The sequence below is a fragment of the Nostoc sp. genome (assembly GCF_036917135.1).
GTDB lineage: Bacteria > Cyanobacteriota > Cyanobacteriia > Cyanobacteriales > Nostocaceae > Nostoc.
Genome location: NZ_JBALEA010000010.1, coordinates 293,719 through 307,085, shown reverse-complemented (window position 1 = coordinate 307,085; position 13,367 = coordinate 293,719). Strand labels below are relative to the sequence as shown.

At 40.5% G+C, this 13,367-nt stretch carries 13 protein-coding genes and 1 pseudogene; 10 read left to right on the top strand and 4 right to left on the bottom strand.

The features are described from left to right. Nucleotides 1-698, bottom strand: a pseudogene (locus tag V7K50_RS03465) (cobaltochelatase subunit CobN); the annotation flags it as partial. A gap of 94 nt (nucleotides 699-792) precedes the next feature. On the opposite strand from V7K50_RS03465, the gene V7K50_RS03460 reads away from it, so the two are divergent. Beyond that, nucleotides 793-2,826 (top strand): GAF domain-containing sensor histidine kinase, encoded by a 2,034-nt coding sequence (locus tag V7K50_RS03460; protein ID WP_334957247.1) that lies wholly within the window; start codon nucleotides 793-795, stop codon nucleotides 2,824-2,826. Nucleotides 2,827-2,963: 137 nt separating this feature from the next. On the opposite strand, the gene V7K50_RS03455 is transcribed toward V7K50_RS03460, so the two are convergent. Both V7K50_RS03455 and V7K50_RS03450 read right to left on the bottom strand, forming a co-directional pair. Continuing rightward, nucleotides 2,964-3,797 (bottom strand): ATP-grasp domain-containing protein, encoded by an 834-nt coding sequence (locus tag V7K50_RS03455; protein WP_334957245.1) that lies wholly within the window; start codon nucleotides 3,795-3,797, stop codon nucleotides 2,964-2,966. 175 nt (nucleotides 3,798-3,972) lie between these two features. Beyond that, entirely contained in the window at nucleotides 3,973-4,845 is an 873-nt protein-coding gene (locus V7K50_RS03450) for a hypothetical protein (protein ID WP_334957243.1), read from the bottom strand. 134 nt (nucleotides 4,846-4,979) lie between these two features. Here V7K50_RS03450 and V7K50_RS03445 point away from each other — a divergent pair, with 134 nt between their 5' ends. From V7K50_RS03445 to V7K50_RS03425, 5 genes are read left to right on the top strand one after another with little or no spacing between them, the layout of a single operon-like run. Further along, nucleotides 4,980-5,897, top strand: coding sequence for a metallophosphoesterase family protein (locus V7K50_RS03445; protein ID WP_334957241.1), 918 nt, complete (start codon nucleotides 4,980-4,982; stop codon nucleotides 5,895-5,897). A gap of 4 nt (nucleotides 5,898-5,901) precedes the next feature. Then, nucleotides 5,902-6,435 (top strand): GAF domain-containing protein, encoded by a 534-nt coding sequence (locus V7K50_RS03440; protein WP_334957240.1) that lies wholly within the window; start codon nucleotides 5,902-5,904, stop codon nucleotides 6,433-6,435. Nucleotides 6,436-6,486: 51 nt separating this feature from the next. Then, on the top strand, nucleotides 6,487-7,746 hold the full coding sequence (locus tag V7K50_RS03435) for an AAA family ATPase (RefSeq protein WP_334957238.1): 1,260 nt from the start codon (nucleotides 6,487-6,489) through the stop codon (nucleotides 7,744-7,746). Next, nucleotides 7,743-8,393: a retron system putative HNH endonuclease gene (locus tag V7K50_RS03430; RefSeq protein ID WP_334957236.1), complete on the top strand. Its 651-nt coding sequence runs from the start codon at nucleotides 7,743-7,745 to the stop codon at nucleotides 8,391-8,393. The genes V7K50_RS03435 and V7K50_RS03430 overlap by 4 nt, the downstream gene beginning before the upstream one ends. A 47-nt stretch (nucleotides 8,394-8,440) precedes the next feature. Further along, nucleotides 8,441-8,734 (top strand): antibiotic biosynthesis monooxygenase family protein, encoded by a 294-nt coding sequence (locus tag V7K50_RS03425; protein WP_334957234.1) that lies wholly within the window; start codon nucleotides 8,441-8,443, stop codon nucleotides 8,732-8,734. 55 nt (nucleotides 8,735-8,789) lie between these two features. Here the strand turns inward: V7K50_RS03425 and pcrA are convergent, their stop codons facing one another. Then, nucleotides 8,790-11,111 (bottom strand): DNA helicase PcrA, encoded by a 2,322-nt coding sequence (gene pcrA / locus V7K50_RS03420; protein ID WP_334957232.1) that lies wholly within the window; start codon nucleotides 11,109-11,111, stop codon nucleotides 8,790-8,792. 178 nt (nucleotides 11,112-11,289) lie between these two features. On the opposite strand from pcrA, the gene V7K50_RS03415 reads away from it, so the two are divergent. From V7K50_RS03415 to V7K50_RS03400, 4 genes are all read left to right on the top strand, one after another. Then, a complete protein-coding gene (locus V7K50_RS03415; protein ID WP_334957230.1) occupies nucleotides 11,290-11,541 on the top strand; it encodes a hypothetical protein in 252 nt (83 codons plus the stop codon). A gap of 2 nt (nucleotides 11,542-11,543) precedes the next feature. Next, a complete protein-coding gene (locus tag V7K50_RS03410; protein ID WP_334957228.1) occupies nucleotides 11,544-11,726 on the top strand; it encodes a hypothetical protein in 183 nt (60 codons plus the stop codon). A 21-nt stretch (nucleotides 11,727-11,747) separates the two neighbouring features. Beyond that, nucleotides 11,748-11,951, top strand: a complete 204-nt coding sequence (locus V7K50_RS03405) for a type II toxin-antitoxin system VapC family toxin (RefSeq protein ID WP_334957226.1) — start codon at nucleotides 11,748-11,750, stop codon at nucleotides 11,949-11,951. A gap of 443 nt (nucleotides 11,952-12,394) precedes the next feature. Further along, nucleotides 12,395-13,363: a sodium-dependent bicarbonate transport family permease gene (locus V7K50_RS03400; protein WP_334957224.1), complete on the top strand. Its 969-nt coding sequence runs from the start codon at nucleotides 12,395-12,397 to the stop codon at nucleotides 13,361-13,363. Nucleotides 13,364-13,367: the final 4 nt, after the last annotated feature.

Sequence of the window (13,367 nt, the reverse complement as noted above, 5' to 3'; positions counted from 1 at the left end):
GAACCGAGTTCCGAAGTCGATGAACCGAGTTCCGAAGTCGATGAACCGAGTTCCGAAGTCGATGAACCGAGTTCCGAAGTCGATGAACCGAGTTCTAACTCCCCCAGTCCCCAGTCCCCAGTCCCCAGTCCCCAGTCCCCAGTCCCCAGTCCCCACTCATACAATCCCACACGCGGAATCGATTGAGGTAGTGGGGGATTGTATGTAGTTGACAAGCAATTGTCGGAGATAAATTGCAGAGCATTAACGAAATTTTCCACGCCGCCTTCGCTAAAATACTGCCATATCTGGTTAACAATACCCAAGGGTACGGTAGACTGGGAAATTAAATCGGGATCAAAAGCGTCATCCCCTGGCATGACAATGAGATTTCTACCATTACGTTGCACAATTTCCTGTACTACTTCTAAGCCATAACCCCAGTAGGAGCGTCCTCCCAATAGGCGCAAAATAACTACTTCGGCAAATTCTAAAACTTGTTCACCGTAAGTATCTATGCTTAATTGTTGCTGTAACTGCAACAGGTTAGCGACTCTTAATGCCGGAAAGCTTGCAGGTAATTTTGTCACCGCAGCTGCCAAGGTTTGAATGTCGGTATCAGCAGCCGTAATCAAGACAAAAGGCGCTGGAGTTTGTTCTAAAAAAATTAAGCTCTCTGACTGATTCCATCCGCCTGGTGTGCTACTTATACGATGCATAATTCTGTATTGCCGTTTTAAAGTGTTGGTTAGTACATAATCAAAACAAACTTTTTTCCCTGGATTCAGCCCCCTCTCACCAAAATGATTGAAAATGCTTAGTTCTCCTGATTTGAGCTTTTCTCGAAACTTGCCGATTGTTGTATTTAATCAGCTTGGGGAGTTGTTGGAACAGATGGCTCAAACTGTGGAAAGTGCCACTCTGGTACTGACAGAAGCTGTGTTGGTGCGAATTTGCATACCTGTGGAGTGGCAAAGGCAAAGGTTTACATTAGTGGTTTCTGAACAGTTTAGTGCCCTGTTAGTGGGGAACTTTGAGCAGGGGAGCAGGGAAGCAGAAGAGGAAGGAATTTACTCAGTAATCAATGCTCAGTTGACGTTTAATTTAGAGGCGATCGCAACATTTATCTCTGAATTAAGAGACTTGTTTGAGTCCGATTCTTATACTCACCAAAATCTCGAACATTATCGCCAAATTATTAGATTTAATAATGCTACGCTCCAAAGTCAATTCACGCTGTTGTTATTAGAATATCTCCTAACTCAGCCGAACCAAGAAATAATAGCACCTCCAAGCTCAACTGCGCCGGCAGTTTATATCTGTCAGCCGGTGGAAGATGCTTTAAAAAAACAGATTTCTCAAGAGCGGCTATTAAATCAGGTAACAACGCAGATCCGTAAAAGCCTCGATTTGCCCGTCATCATGGCAACAGCGATTACACAGGTGCGTGAGTTTTTGGAATTAGACAGATTAGTAGTTTATAAATTTGCAGGTTCCCAAGTCAACACTCAACAATACCAATCTGACACTATTCCCCTCAATGAAAGGGCACTGGCAACAGGTATGGAACTATCAGTTAGCGAACCTGCCAAAATCCATTTTTATATACACGATAACAACGGTAAATACTCGCCTTTGGGAGCAGCTAATAATCAACCTCTACTAGAAGACTACCAGCAATACGGAGGTTATATTGTCTATGAAGTTCGGGCTACAGATGCTATTACATCGGTGTTGAATTACACGGAAAAAAATTGCTTTATCCGAACCTCTCAGTGTTGGGAGAAGTATCGCCAAGGCTTTACTTTAGCTGTGGATGATGTCGAAAAAACTTATGCCTTAGAAGAGTGTTTGTTAAATTTTTTAAGGGAATGCCAAATTAGGGCTAAGTTGGCTGCACCGATTATGTTTGAGGACAAACTGTGGGGATTGCTGATTGCTCATCAGTGCGATCGCCCCCATCAGTGGAGTGATAGCGAAAAAAACTTGCTGATGGCGATCGCCGAACAATTAGCGATCGCTATTCACCAAGCTGAGTTAATGCAAACCCTCACTCAAGAAAAACAAACTCTCGAACAACGAGTTATTGAGCGCACAATGGCTCTACGTGATGCTCTCCTCGCCGCCGAAGCGGCTAGCCGGATCAGAAGTGAGTTTCTCGCTACTATCAGTCACGAATTGCTCACGCCTTTAACTTATGTGATTGGGATGTCTTCGACATTGCTACGCTGGCCTTTGGGTGAATTGAGTCAACGACAACGCGGTTATTTGCAAACAATCCATGACAGTGGAGAACATTTATTAGAAATGATTAATGACATCCTCGATTTATCGCAAATCGAGGCTGGTAAGACAGCTTTAAATATTTCGGAATTTTCTTTGGTGAATGTTGCGGAAAATGCTGTAGAATTACTAAGAAAAAAAGCAACAAGCGAACAAATCAATCTTAAACTTGATTTCCAAATCGATCCCAAGCGCGATCGCTTTACCGCCGATGCAGAACGAGTAGCACAAATTCTCTCGAATCTGTTAACTAATGCGATTAAATTCACTCCTGAAAGTGGGAGCGTTACTTTACGTCTTTGGGTTGAAGATGACACCGCTATTTTTCAAGTGGAAGATACCGGGATTGGCATACACGAAGAACAGTTACCATTACTGTTTGAGAAATTTCAGCAACTCGATACACCCTATCGCCGCCGCTACGAAGGCACCGGAATTGGATTAGCTTTAACTAAACAACTTGTAGAACTTCATCGGGGTCGAATTGAAGTAGAATCTACTATAAGTATTGGCTCAATTTTTACTGTATGGATACCAACTCAAGCAGTGAGAGTGGTGAGTTAGGAGTTAGGAGTTAGGAGTTAGGAAGTTAGGAGTTAGGAGTCTTACTCCCCTTCCCTTGCAGGGAAGGGGTTGGGGGTTAGGTATGTATTGAACTCAACTGCAAACCGCTATATTAGCTAATCAAAATACTGAAGTTTTTATTTTGAAGCTAGGCTAAGGAGCATTTTTTCAAAAATTCTCAACACAGGTCCCTCTCCATTATCTCTAGTGAAGATAGTATAATTTGGGTGAGAATTGATTTCAATCAACCAATATTGGTTATCTCGATCTAATACAATATCTAAACCACCATAATCAAGGTCTAATTCTTCAAAAACAGGTTTAGCAAAATTAGCAATTTCTGAAAATATTTGTGGATCGTTGATATACTTTGCTTTTGCACCATCCCAGTGCAGAGGACTGAGATTACCCGCAAACTTTGCATCACTTATATCTTTTTCATACAGCAAAACTAACTCTTTATTTAAGAAAACCGCTCTATATTCAGATTTAATGTGAATAAGTTCTTGAGCAAGAGCGACATAATCATACTTTTTAAAGTTGATATTAAAAATCTCTTTTAAAGCAGTTTCAATTTCATCTATATTCTGACATAAAAATACGTTATGTCCCCTCGCACCAGAATTTCTTTTAACTATGACTGGAGTTTCAAAATTTTCTTTGATTTCTAAGACGATATCTTGAATAGTTGGAAATTTTAAGTAAACTTTATACTCTATGTCACAAAAAGGGGAAAGAAAACCTAATGTCCGAGGAAGTTTAATTTTTTGATTTAAAACATGGTAAGTGTATTCCTTGTCTTTTATAAGGTGTGATACTGATTGATTAATCAACGGAGTGCTATAATTACAAAAATAATGTTGTTTATTATTCAGTTTTATTTTTACTAAGTTTTCAGCCGGATGAATAATTTCATAGGTGATGTTTAAGTTTTCACAAGCTTTGAGCAATAGCGAAATATTATCTAACATAAATACTTCAAGTTAAACGTCTAAATTACGTTAGCGAAGCGGTAGCGAGTCTTCTCCCTACAGCCCTTCTCCTAAAGGAGACGCTACGCGAACGGGCATCCTACGGCAGGCGCTAGCCTCTCCCTTTGGGAGAAGGGGAGACACCAAGGGCGAACGAGCGTCATTACGAATTATTTTAACTTGCTGTTTGCCGTTTAAAAATCACTATCTCATTACCCACAACTGGGTTACGCGCTATCAGCCTATTTAGGGAGTCGATAATTTCTAAATGTGTAAAATCAAGTTCTTGAGAGCGTTGTAATATCTCCGCAGCTAGCTTATCCTGCTGAGATTCTTTGAGAGTGTACCAATCATCACTAATTTTGACTGTAAGATTGCTGGTGCGGAAGTTGGCTTGAATTGACTTTATCAGACCAGAGGCAATGCGATCGCTAATTTCGGCTACCTGATTTTCAATAGCCGCAATCAAGGCTTGTTCTGGTGTCAATTCTATGATTGGTGTCCGTGTTGGCGTTGGCGTTGGCGTGGGAATTGGTTCGGGTTCCGGTTCGGTTTTGAGTTCTGGCGGTGGCGTAATTTCCTCTGGTGGTTGTGGCGGCGGTGGTTCTGGTACAACTGCTTCCGGTGGAGTCGTTATCGTTGGTGTCGGTGTAGGAACCTGTTCAATCGGGGGAACTATTGCTACTTCAGTAGGTTTACCAGTAAAGACAATCGTAGTCGTCCAAACGAGAATTACAGCAATTCCAGTCACAACGCCCGTCAAAGCTGTATCTGATAACTTTGTTGACAAATTTGATGGTAAAAACAAGCGGATTGTCCTTAACAATCCTCCCCACCTCAACTGTAGCTGCTGGAAAAAACTGGGTTTTTCCTCAGTACCAGGTGGGGGTGCTGTCTCCAGTTTCTCCACCGTTACTTCTAAAACCCCAATCGTCCCTTGCAGAAGTTGGATAATTTTAGCCTTCCAAAATGGCTGAACTCTCTGGTAAGGTTTTTGGGGAGGTTGATTTATCGGCTTATCTGTGGGTTTTGGGTTGTCTTGTGACATGGAACTTTCACCAAAAGCAGCGAATCAAGGACAAACAACGTACATTATTACTGGTGCTGCCTCTTTTGCCTTAATGTATCACTTCATTGCTCATTGTTTTCGCTAAACTGGCTATTTATTAAATTTGGTGATTTATGAACCTGAAACGCCGTCAATTTTTATTTTTAAGTAGCCTCACCGCCGTTGGTGCAGGATTTTTAGGCTGGATGTTAGTTCGTGAAAATCATCAAAGTGCTGATATTATCGATTCAAGAACAGCTATAGCCGCCAACCCAGCCAAAAAAGACTTGTTATTACGTTTTGTGTCTGTAGCTGATACAGGGACTGGGGCTAAAGGACAGTATGCTGTGGCTGGAGCGATGAATGCGTATCACAAGGGAAATCCTTATGATTTAGTCGTTTTAGCTGGAGACAACATTTACAACAACGGCGAAATTGAAAAAATTGGCGAAGTTTTTGAGCGTCCCTATCAAGGTTTGCTCAAGCTTGGTGTGAAATTTCAGGCTTGTTTAGGTAATCATGATATTCGTACTGACAACGGTGATCGACAAGTCAAGTATGCTGGCTTTAATATGAAGGGACGTTACTATACATTTCGCCGGGAAAATGTGCAATTTTTTGCTTTAGATACTAACAGTAATGCTGATTGGAAAAACCAGCTAACTTGGTTAGAAAAAGAATTAAGTCTTAGTAATGCTCCTTGGAAGGTGGTGTTCGGACATCATCCGATTTATTCATCCGGTCAGTATGGGAGTAATCCAGATTTTATTAAAACTTTCACTCCTTTATTTCAAAAATATGGAGTTCAAATTTACATCAATGGCCACGAACATAGTTATGAACGCACTCGTGCTATTGATGGTACAACTTATTTAATTTGTGGCGCAGGTGCTGGCAATCGTCCTGTAGGGCGTTCTCAGTGGACAGAGTATTCTACCAGCGATTTAAGTTTTGCTTCTTATGAAGTGTATAAAGATAGAATAGAAATAAGTGCGATCGCTACTGATAATCGTGTTTTTGATAAAGGCATTATTCAATTAAAATCAGCTTAGTTATATGACTCAGCAAGAACTTCCTTCTGCACTCAACAATATTTTAGAATCATCTCAAACACCAGAGACTCTATTTTCTGCTCTATTACCAGCTATAGGCGATTTTTTACAGTCTGACAGATGTTTTCTATACCTGCACAATCCACAAAATGACCTTGGTAGAGTTGCCTTTTGTTGGATTCGCACTCCAGACGTACCTACTGTTTATAATGAAGACTGGGAAGCACAACCCCCATCTGTAACAGATGAAGATCCGATGTTTGCAGCTGCGTTACGTGCCGAACCTTCAATCTTTGTAGAAGATGTAGAAACAGCTGATTCTCAGGTTTTAAATCGGGAATTTGAACAGAAGAGTTTTGGACATCGCGCTCTAATTCATGCCCATATCCGCCAGGATGGTCAACTCTGGGGAATTTTACAACCATGCATTTTTGGTCATCCCAGAATTTGGACTGAATATGAACGAGGGGTGATTAATAATCTTGTCGAAAAAATTACACCTTTTGCAGTTGATTATGTCAAGTCTGCTTTTGATTAGCTGTGGCTGGCATTACGCATCAAGTAAATTACCTTCAGCGTTATTAAAACTATGAAAGTCAAGCGCCTAAAAATGCAATCCTTCCGTGGAATCGGCGATTTGACGCTTGAGTTCGATGAAGCAGAGCCAACGGTATTTATTGGTATCAACGGCGTAGGTAAATCGAGTATTATTGATTGCCTTGCTATTCTTCTATCGCGTTTTACTAGCTCGATTCAACACTCAACATCTTCGGGAAGAGTCTTCAGGGAGGAAGACATCACTAATGGGCAAAAGGAAACACATAACGAAATCACCGTTTCATTGAATTCTGAAGAAGCAATATGGTCTCTAACTAAGGTACATAAAGGATTAAGCAAAGATACTAACACTAACCTGTCAGCAATAACAAAGGTTGCTGAAAATATCAAAAAAGATTTATATATATCTAATCAATTAAATATTCCTGTCTTAGTTTATTATTCCACCAATCGTGCAGTGTTGGATATTCCTTTGAAGATTCGCACAAAGCATTCATTTGAACAAATAGATGTATATGAAAACGCACTTACAGGAGTAGGAAGTGAGTTTAGAATCTTCTTTGAATGGTTTAAAAAGCAAGAAGATTTAGAGAATGAGTTACGCCTGGAAGGTAATTCTAGTTATCGAGATAGGCAATTAGAATCAGTCAGGCAAGCCATATCTTCATTAATACCGAGTTTTTCTAATTTACGCGTGCGTCGTTCACCCCTAATGAGAATGACTGTGCAAAAACAAGGTAAAGAACTCATAGTTAATCAGCTATCTGATGGGGAGAAATGCTTGCTGGCAATGGTGGGAGATTTAGCAAGACGATTGGCGATCGCTAACCCTAGTTTACCAGATGCACTCCAAGGTAGCGGTGTTGTTTTAATTGATGAAATTGAACTCCACCTACACCCAAAATGGCAACGGGAAATTATTCTAGCTTTGACAAGAACATTCCCCAATTGCCAATTTATTGTCACCACCCATTCACCTCAAGTAATTAGCCAAGTCAAGCCAGAAGGGATTTTTATTCTAGAAAAAACAGATGAAGGTGTTGTTGCTAAAAGACCAGAAAGTTCCTTTGGAAGAGACAGCAATCGTATATTAGAAGACCTCATGGGTGTTCCAGAACGTCCCAAGGAAATTAAGGAAAGTCTTTTAGAACTTTTTCGACTAATTGATGCTGGAAATATTGAAGGTGCTAGGCAATTACGTCAACAATTGGCTATTGAAATTGGAGCAGATGAGCCAGAGTTTGTTAAAGCAGATGTACTCATTCGGCGGAAGGAAATTCTCAACCGATGAAGCACATCAACAAGAGTCAGGAACCAGAAAAATTTACCAAGTGGAAGGCTCTAGAAAATGATGATTGGAAACCTAGCTGGGATGATAATTTTCAAACACCAGAAAAACCTGTTGTACATGATGCTTTACTGAAGGAACAGGGATATATCTGTTGCTATTGTGGAATGCGTATCACTAGAACAACTAGCCACATAGAACACCTCAAACCTCGTAGTACTTATCCAAATCTGGCACTGGAGTACACAAATCTCATCGCTTCATGTCAAGGAGAAAGTGAAAAACCTCCTACTGTTCCCGTCCATTGCGGACATAAGAAAAAGTATTGGTACGATGAAAATCTCATGATTTCACCTTTAGAAATAAACTGTGCTGATTTTTTTAAATATCCTGCTTCTGGTGAAATTCAACCGACAGATAATCCAGGTAAAAAAGCTGTTGCTGAAACAACAATTAAGAAGCTTGCACTTGACATTGACAAACTGCAAAAGATGCGTAGAGTAGCAATTGATGCTGCATTGCTGGCTACTGAAGGTTTGAGTGAAATAGAAATACAACTGCTTGCTGAAGGTTATCAGGAGTTAGATGCTAATGACCAATACACTCCGTTTTGCGCTGCAATTACCTATTTACTCAAGAATTATTTTTGATTCACATTATACTAAATAGTATTAACTTAATTCTTACCAAATAGTATATGATTCTTGAGGTAGTTATGCTTAATGTTAAACTTGGTTTAGAATCAGATTTTGAAGCTACTTTCAAAAAAGCTTCTAAAATTATTTCCTCAATGGATGGATATTTATCCCATGAATTGCATAAATGTATAGAAGTCCAAGGTAAATATTTATTTCTTGTCAAATGGGAAACTTTAGAATCTCATACTGTTGGATTTAGAAATTCTGCTGAATATCAAGAGTGGAAAAAACTTCTGCATCATTTTTATGAGCCATTTCCTACTGTTGAACACTTTGAAGAAGTTGAAATATGAAAAATAAGAACCCCAACTTTTTTGAAAAATCGGGGTTCTATGGCTTGTGGGTTTTTTAAACTTTTTGCAACTGCGCTACTCTTGGATCAACAATTTTTTGTCCCAAGCTGGCAAATTTAATTGCTACAGACATCTTACTACCCGTTCCGAAAACATGGGTAATTTCACCAAGACCAAAGGTTTTATGTAATACTCTATCGCCTACTTGCCAATTCTGCGTTGTATCTTGTTTTCCACTAGAACTAGAGGCGCTTTTAGTATAACTTTGACGACTCGCGCGTTTGGTAGATAACAATTCTTCTGGTAATTCGTCGAGAAATTGCGATCGCATCGCCGGTTCACGAGAACCATACAAACGCCGTTCCCGCGCGTGTGATAAAAACAACCTTTCCTGAGCGCGAGTAATTCCCACATAACACAGGCGGCGTTCTTCTTCCAAAGATGCGGGATCACTTAAGGAACGGTAGCCGGGAAATAGCCCCTGTTCTAATCCCACCAAAAACACGACGGGAAATTCCAAACCCTTGGAAGCGTGCAAAGTCATTAAAGAAACGGCTGTCTGTCCTTCTTTTAAGTTATCCAAATCGGAACTGAGGGCGGCACTACTTAAAAAATCTCGCAGAGAAACCTCTTCATTTTCTTCTTGAAATTGCAATGCGGCGTTATAAAGTTCCTGAACGTTTTGTACCCGATCTGTGGCTTCATCTGTGCCTTGATTCATCAAGTCTTGAACGTAACCAGAATCTTCTAGTATTCCTTGCAAAACCTCTGTCACTGGAAGCGTGGCGACTTGTGCTTGCCAACGGCTGATCGTTGCGGCAAAGTTATTTACAGCTTTTGTCGCCCGTCCAGCTAATGTATTAACTGATGTTTCATCACTGAGTATTTCCCATAGAGTTGTCCCTAATTGCTGAGATGCATTCATCAAAGCGTCAATAGTGGTTTTGCCAATTCCCCGCCGGGGAGTATTAATAACTCGTAATAAACTGACTGTATCAGCTGGATTATTTATCGCTCTTAAATAAGCGACGACATCTTTAATTTCTTTGCGATCGTAAAATCTCATTCCCCCCACAACTGTGTAAGGAATTTGATATTTCACCAACAATTCTTCAAAGGGACGAGATTGGGCATTCGTCCGATAAAGTATAGCAAAACTACCCCAGTTCAACTCTGGATTTTGCTGTTCTAAAGTGCTAATTTGATTAATTACAAATGCCGCTTCTGCAAGCTCTTCATCGGCTTTATGACAAGTAATCTGTTCACCCGGCCCCCGCGTCGCTTTTAGTATTTTATCAATCCGTTGGGTGTTATTTTCAATCAGTTCATTCGCTGCTTGCAGAATGTTTTCACAAGAACGATAGTTTTCTTCTAGCTTAACCATCGTTCGGGTGTCATCATCTACCAAACCATCGCCAAAGTCTTCCTGAAATCCTAGCAAGATGGTAAAATCTGCCATCCGAAAGCTGTAAATTGATTGGTCTGCATCACCTACAACAAAAACTGAGCGATTTTCCCATTGCCACTCGCTCTTTTTGGTTTCGCCATTAGTAACTAATAAATTAATCAGTTGATACTGAGTACGGTTAGTATCCTGATATTCATCTACGAGGATATGACGAAACTTGCGATGCCAGTAACCTAATACCTGCTCGTTTTGTTGAAATAATCTAGTAGGTACAAGAATAAGATCGTCAAAGTCGAGAGCGTTGTTTTGTGCTAACTTATCTTGATATAAATTGTATACTTGGGCAATTATTCGTCCGCGATAGTTAGGTTGATCTTGCTCAAATTCTTGGGGTGATAAACCTTGGTTTTTCGCATTACTAATAGCGTAGCGAACAGAACGGGCATCAAACTTCTTATCGTCTAAATTTAGCTCTTTATTAACGATTTCTTTGATCAGACTGATTACATCTGATTCATCAAAGATCGAGAAATTACGATTCCACTTGCGTCCTTTTTCGTCTACATATTTTTCAATATCAAAACGGAGAATGCGAGAAAATAGACTGTGGAAAGTACCACACCATAAGTCTTTGATCGTGTTTTTGTAAACTTGCGATCGCAGTAGCGTTTGTTGGTATTCTGTCAACAAATCAAAACGCTGGCCGTGTTGTTTCATAGCCAGTTGTTCCGCAAACAGCCGTTGAATCCGGTCTTTCATTTCCCGTGCGGCTTTATTGGTAAAAGTAACCGCCAGGATATGTTCTGGATCTACACGGTGTTTCAGAATCAGATTTGCAATACGATAAGTCAGCGCTCGTGTTTTGCCGGAACCTGCGCCAGCAACAACTAGCAACGGGCCGCAGTAATGTTCGACAGCTTGACGTTGGCTGGGGTTAAGGTGACTGAGAAAGTCGATGGTTGTTGTCATAGATGTGAAAAAGCGATGTCTCCGACGGGCTACGCCTACGCCTGGGGTCACATCAATAGAGAGTCGCTATTGCCCAGATTACAACATCCTAACGAAACTTGGTCAATAAAGATTGTGTGGTAGTCTTCTTAACCAGAATGGTACTGTATCATGATTTATGTAGAAGTAAGAAAAAGCTATGCTGTCAGTCAAAGGCACATTCCAAAACGGTATAGTTCATCCTAACGAACCAATTGAAGGGCATGAGGGGCAGTCAGTTATAATTGTCTTTGTCGAAGAAAACCGCACACCTCAGCCAGCAACACCAGAAGACTCAGATTGGGATAAGCTGAGGCAGTTGATTAAAAACTGTGCAGTTGATACAGATATTAACGATTTGGCACAGCAGCATGACCATTATCTCTATGGAATGCCAAAGCGAGAATCATAACCTTGGCAAAAGTTTTTGTCTTCACATCTGCCTGGATTGCCCTTCTTAATGTTAGGGATAATCTTCATCACCAGGCAAATGAGGTAATGGATAGACTTCTGCGCTTAGAAACGCCTTTGGTGACAACAGATTTTGTACTATTGGAGGTTGCAGATGCTCTGTGTACACCAGTTAGCCGTATTTAGACAGTTGCTTTCATCAACAGTTTGAGAGTTTTAAAAAGTGTGCAAATCATCCCTTTCGACCAAAAATTGCTGGATGAAGGTTGGATGTTATACAGCCAGCGTCCTGATAAAGATTGGGGACTAACTGACTGTATTAGCTTTGCGGTGATGACACAGGAGGGGATTACTCAAGCCTTTACATCTGACCGGCATTTTGAGCAAGCAGGATTTACAAAACTGTTGTAAATCAAAAAATACTGGGATTTAGACAAAGTTTGTGTTGTGGCAATTCATAATTGCCATGACAATACGTTAACTTTTCTACGTAGAAAAGTTAGCCACTAGTTATTCCGGCGCGTTCTGTCGTAAAATCAGCCACGGGGAATCAAACATCAAAAGATGGTAGGCAAACTCTAACTTGTTCTGTTGTCAATAGTAGGGGCAATTAATAAATTGCCCCTAAAGGTTTTCATGGGGACATGACAATGTTCCCTAGCCCGTGGTTTATTTGCTTGCAAAACGCTGTACATACCTAACTGAGAGTATAGTCACCAATCGGACTGTTCACTCCTTGAGTACCCAATTGACATTAGGTAACAATACACGATACATCATCATTGAACCGTTAAATTTTTAAAGATGAAAAATTTCTTTAATTGCAGGTTTTACCAGTATAAAGAGGGGTGGATATGGATTTTAGCTTAATTGTATCCAACATTCTGAATCCGCCAATCTTGTTTTTCTTTTTAGGCATGACTGCTGTTTTTGTCAAGTCCGATCTAGAAATTCCCCCACCAGTACCCAAACTCCTTTCGTTGTATTTGCTATTTGCAATTGGTTTTAAAGGAGGGGTAGAACTAATCAAAAGCGGACTGAATCAGGAGGTAATTCTAACACTCCTGGCAGCAATGTTGATGGCTTGTTTTGTTCCAATTTACACCTTTTTTATTCTGAAGTTGAAACTGGATACTTACGATGCTGCGGCGATCGCCGCAACCTACGGTTCTATCAGTGCCGTCACTTTCATCACTGCTGGTGCTTTTCTCACTGAGCTTGGTATTCAGTATGATGGTTACATGGTAGCAGCTCTGGCCCTGATGGAATCTCCGGCGATCATTGTTGGTCTGATCTTGGTGAGTATATTCACCGCCGATGAAAAGCGAGAGTTTGCTTGGTCGGAAGTTTTGCAAGAAGCATTTCTTAATAGTTCAGTTTTTCTACTAGTTGGTAGCCTCTTAATCGGTGTCTTGACAGGAGAACGTGGTTGGCACGTATTAGAACCCTTTGCTCAAGGGTTGTTTTATGGCATTCTCACCTTCTTTTTATTGGATATGGGACTGGTGGCTGCCAGAAGAATTAAAGACTTGCAAAAAACCGGAGTTTTCCTGATTTTATTTGCCATACTAATTCCAATACTGAATGCAGGTATTGGATTGGTGATTGCCAAATTCATCGGTATGCCTCAAGGAAATTCGCTGTTATTCGCTGTATTGTGTGCCAGCGCTTCTTACATTGCTGTGCCAGCAGCGATGCGGATGACTGTTCCTGAAGCAAATCCCAGCCTATATGTTTCTACCGCTCTAGCAGTCACATTCCCGTTCAATATTATTGTGGGAATTCCGTTATATCTCTACGGAATTAACCTATTCTGGAGGTAATAAT

Coding starts and splice junctions, on each gene's coding strand:
- V7K50_RS03440 (WP_334957240.1), top strand. CDS start 5,902: ATGACTCAGCAAGAACTTCCTTCTGCACTCAACAATATTTTAGAATCA.
- V7K50_RS03430 (WP_334957236.1), top strand. CDS start 7,743: ATGAAGCACATCAACAAGAGTCAGGAACCAGAAAAATTTACCAAGTGG.
- V7K50_RS03415 (WP_334957230.1), top strand. CDS start 11,290: ATGCTGTCAGTCAAAGGCACATTCCAAAACGGTATAGTTCATCCTAAC.
- V7K50_RS03445 (WP_334957241.1), top strand. CDS start 4,980: ATGAACCTGAAACGCCGTCAATTTTTATTTTTAAGTAGCCTCACCGCC.
- V7K50_RS03450 (WP_334957243.1), bottom strand. CDS start 4,845: ATGTCACAAGACAACCCAAAACCCACAGATAAGCCGATAAATCAACCT.
- V7K50_RS03460 (WP_334957247.1), top strand. CDS start 793: ATGCTTAGTTCTCCTGATTTGAGCTTTTCTCGAAACTTGCCGATTGTT.
- V7K50_RS03455 (WP_334957245.1), bottom strand. CDS start 3,797: ATGTTAGATAATATTTCGCTATTGCTCAAAGCTTGTGAAAACTTAAAC.
- V7K50_RS03435 (WP_334957238.1), top strand. CDS start 6,487: ATGAAAGTCAAGCGCCTAAAAATGCAATCCTTCCGTGGAATCGGCGAT.
- pcrA (WP_334957232.1), bottom strand. CDS start 11,111: ATGACAACAACCATCGACTTTCTCAGTCACCTTAACCCCAGCCAACGT.
- V7K50_RS03425 (WP_334957234.1), top strand. CDS start 8,441: ATGATTCTTGAGGTAGTTATGCTTAATGTTAAACTTGGTTTAGAATCA.
- V7K50_RS03400 (WP_334957224.1), top strand. CDS start 12,395: ATGGATTTTAGCTTAATTGTATCCAACATTCTGAATCCGCCAATCTTG.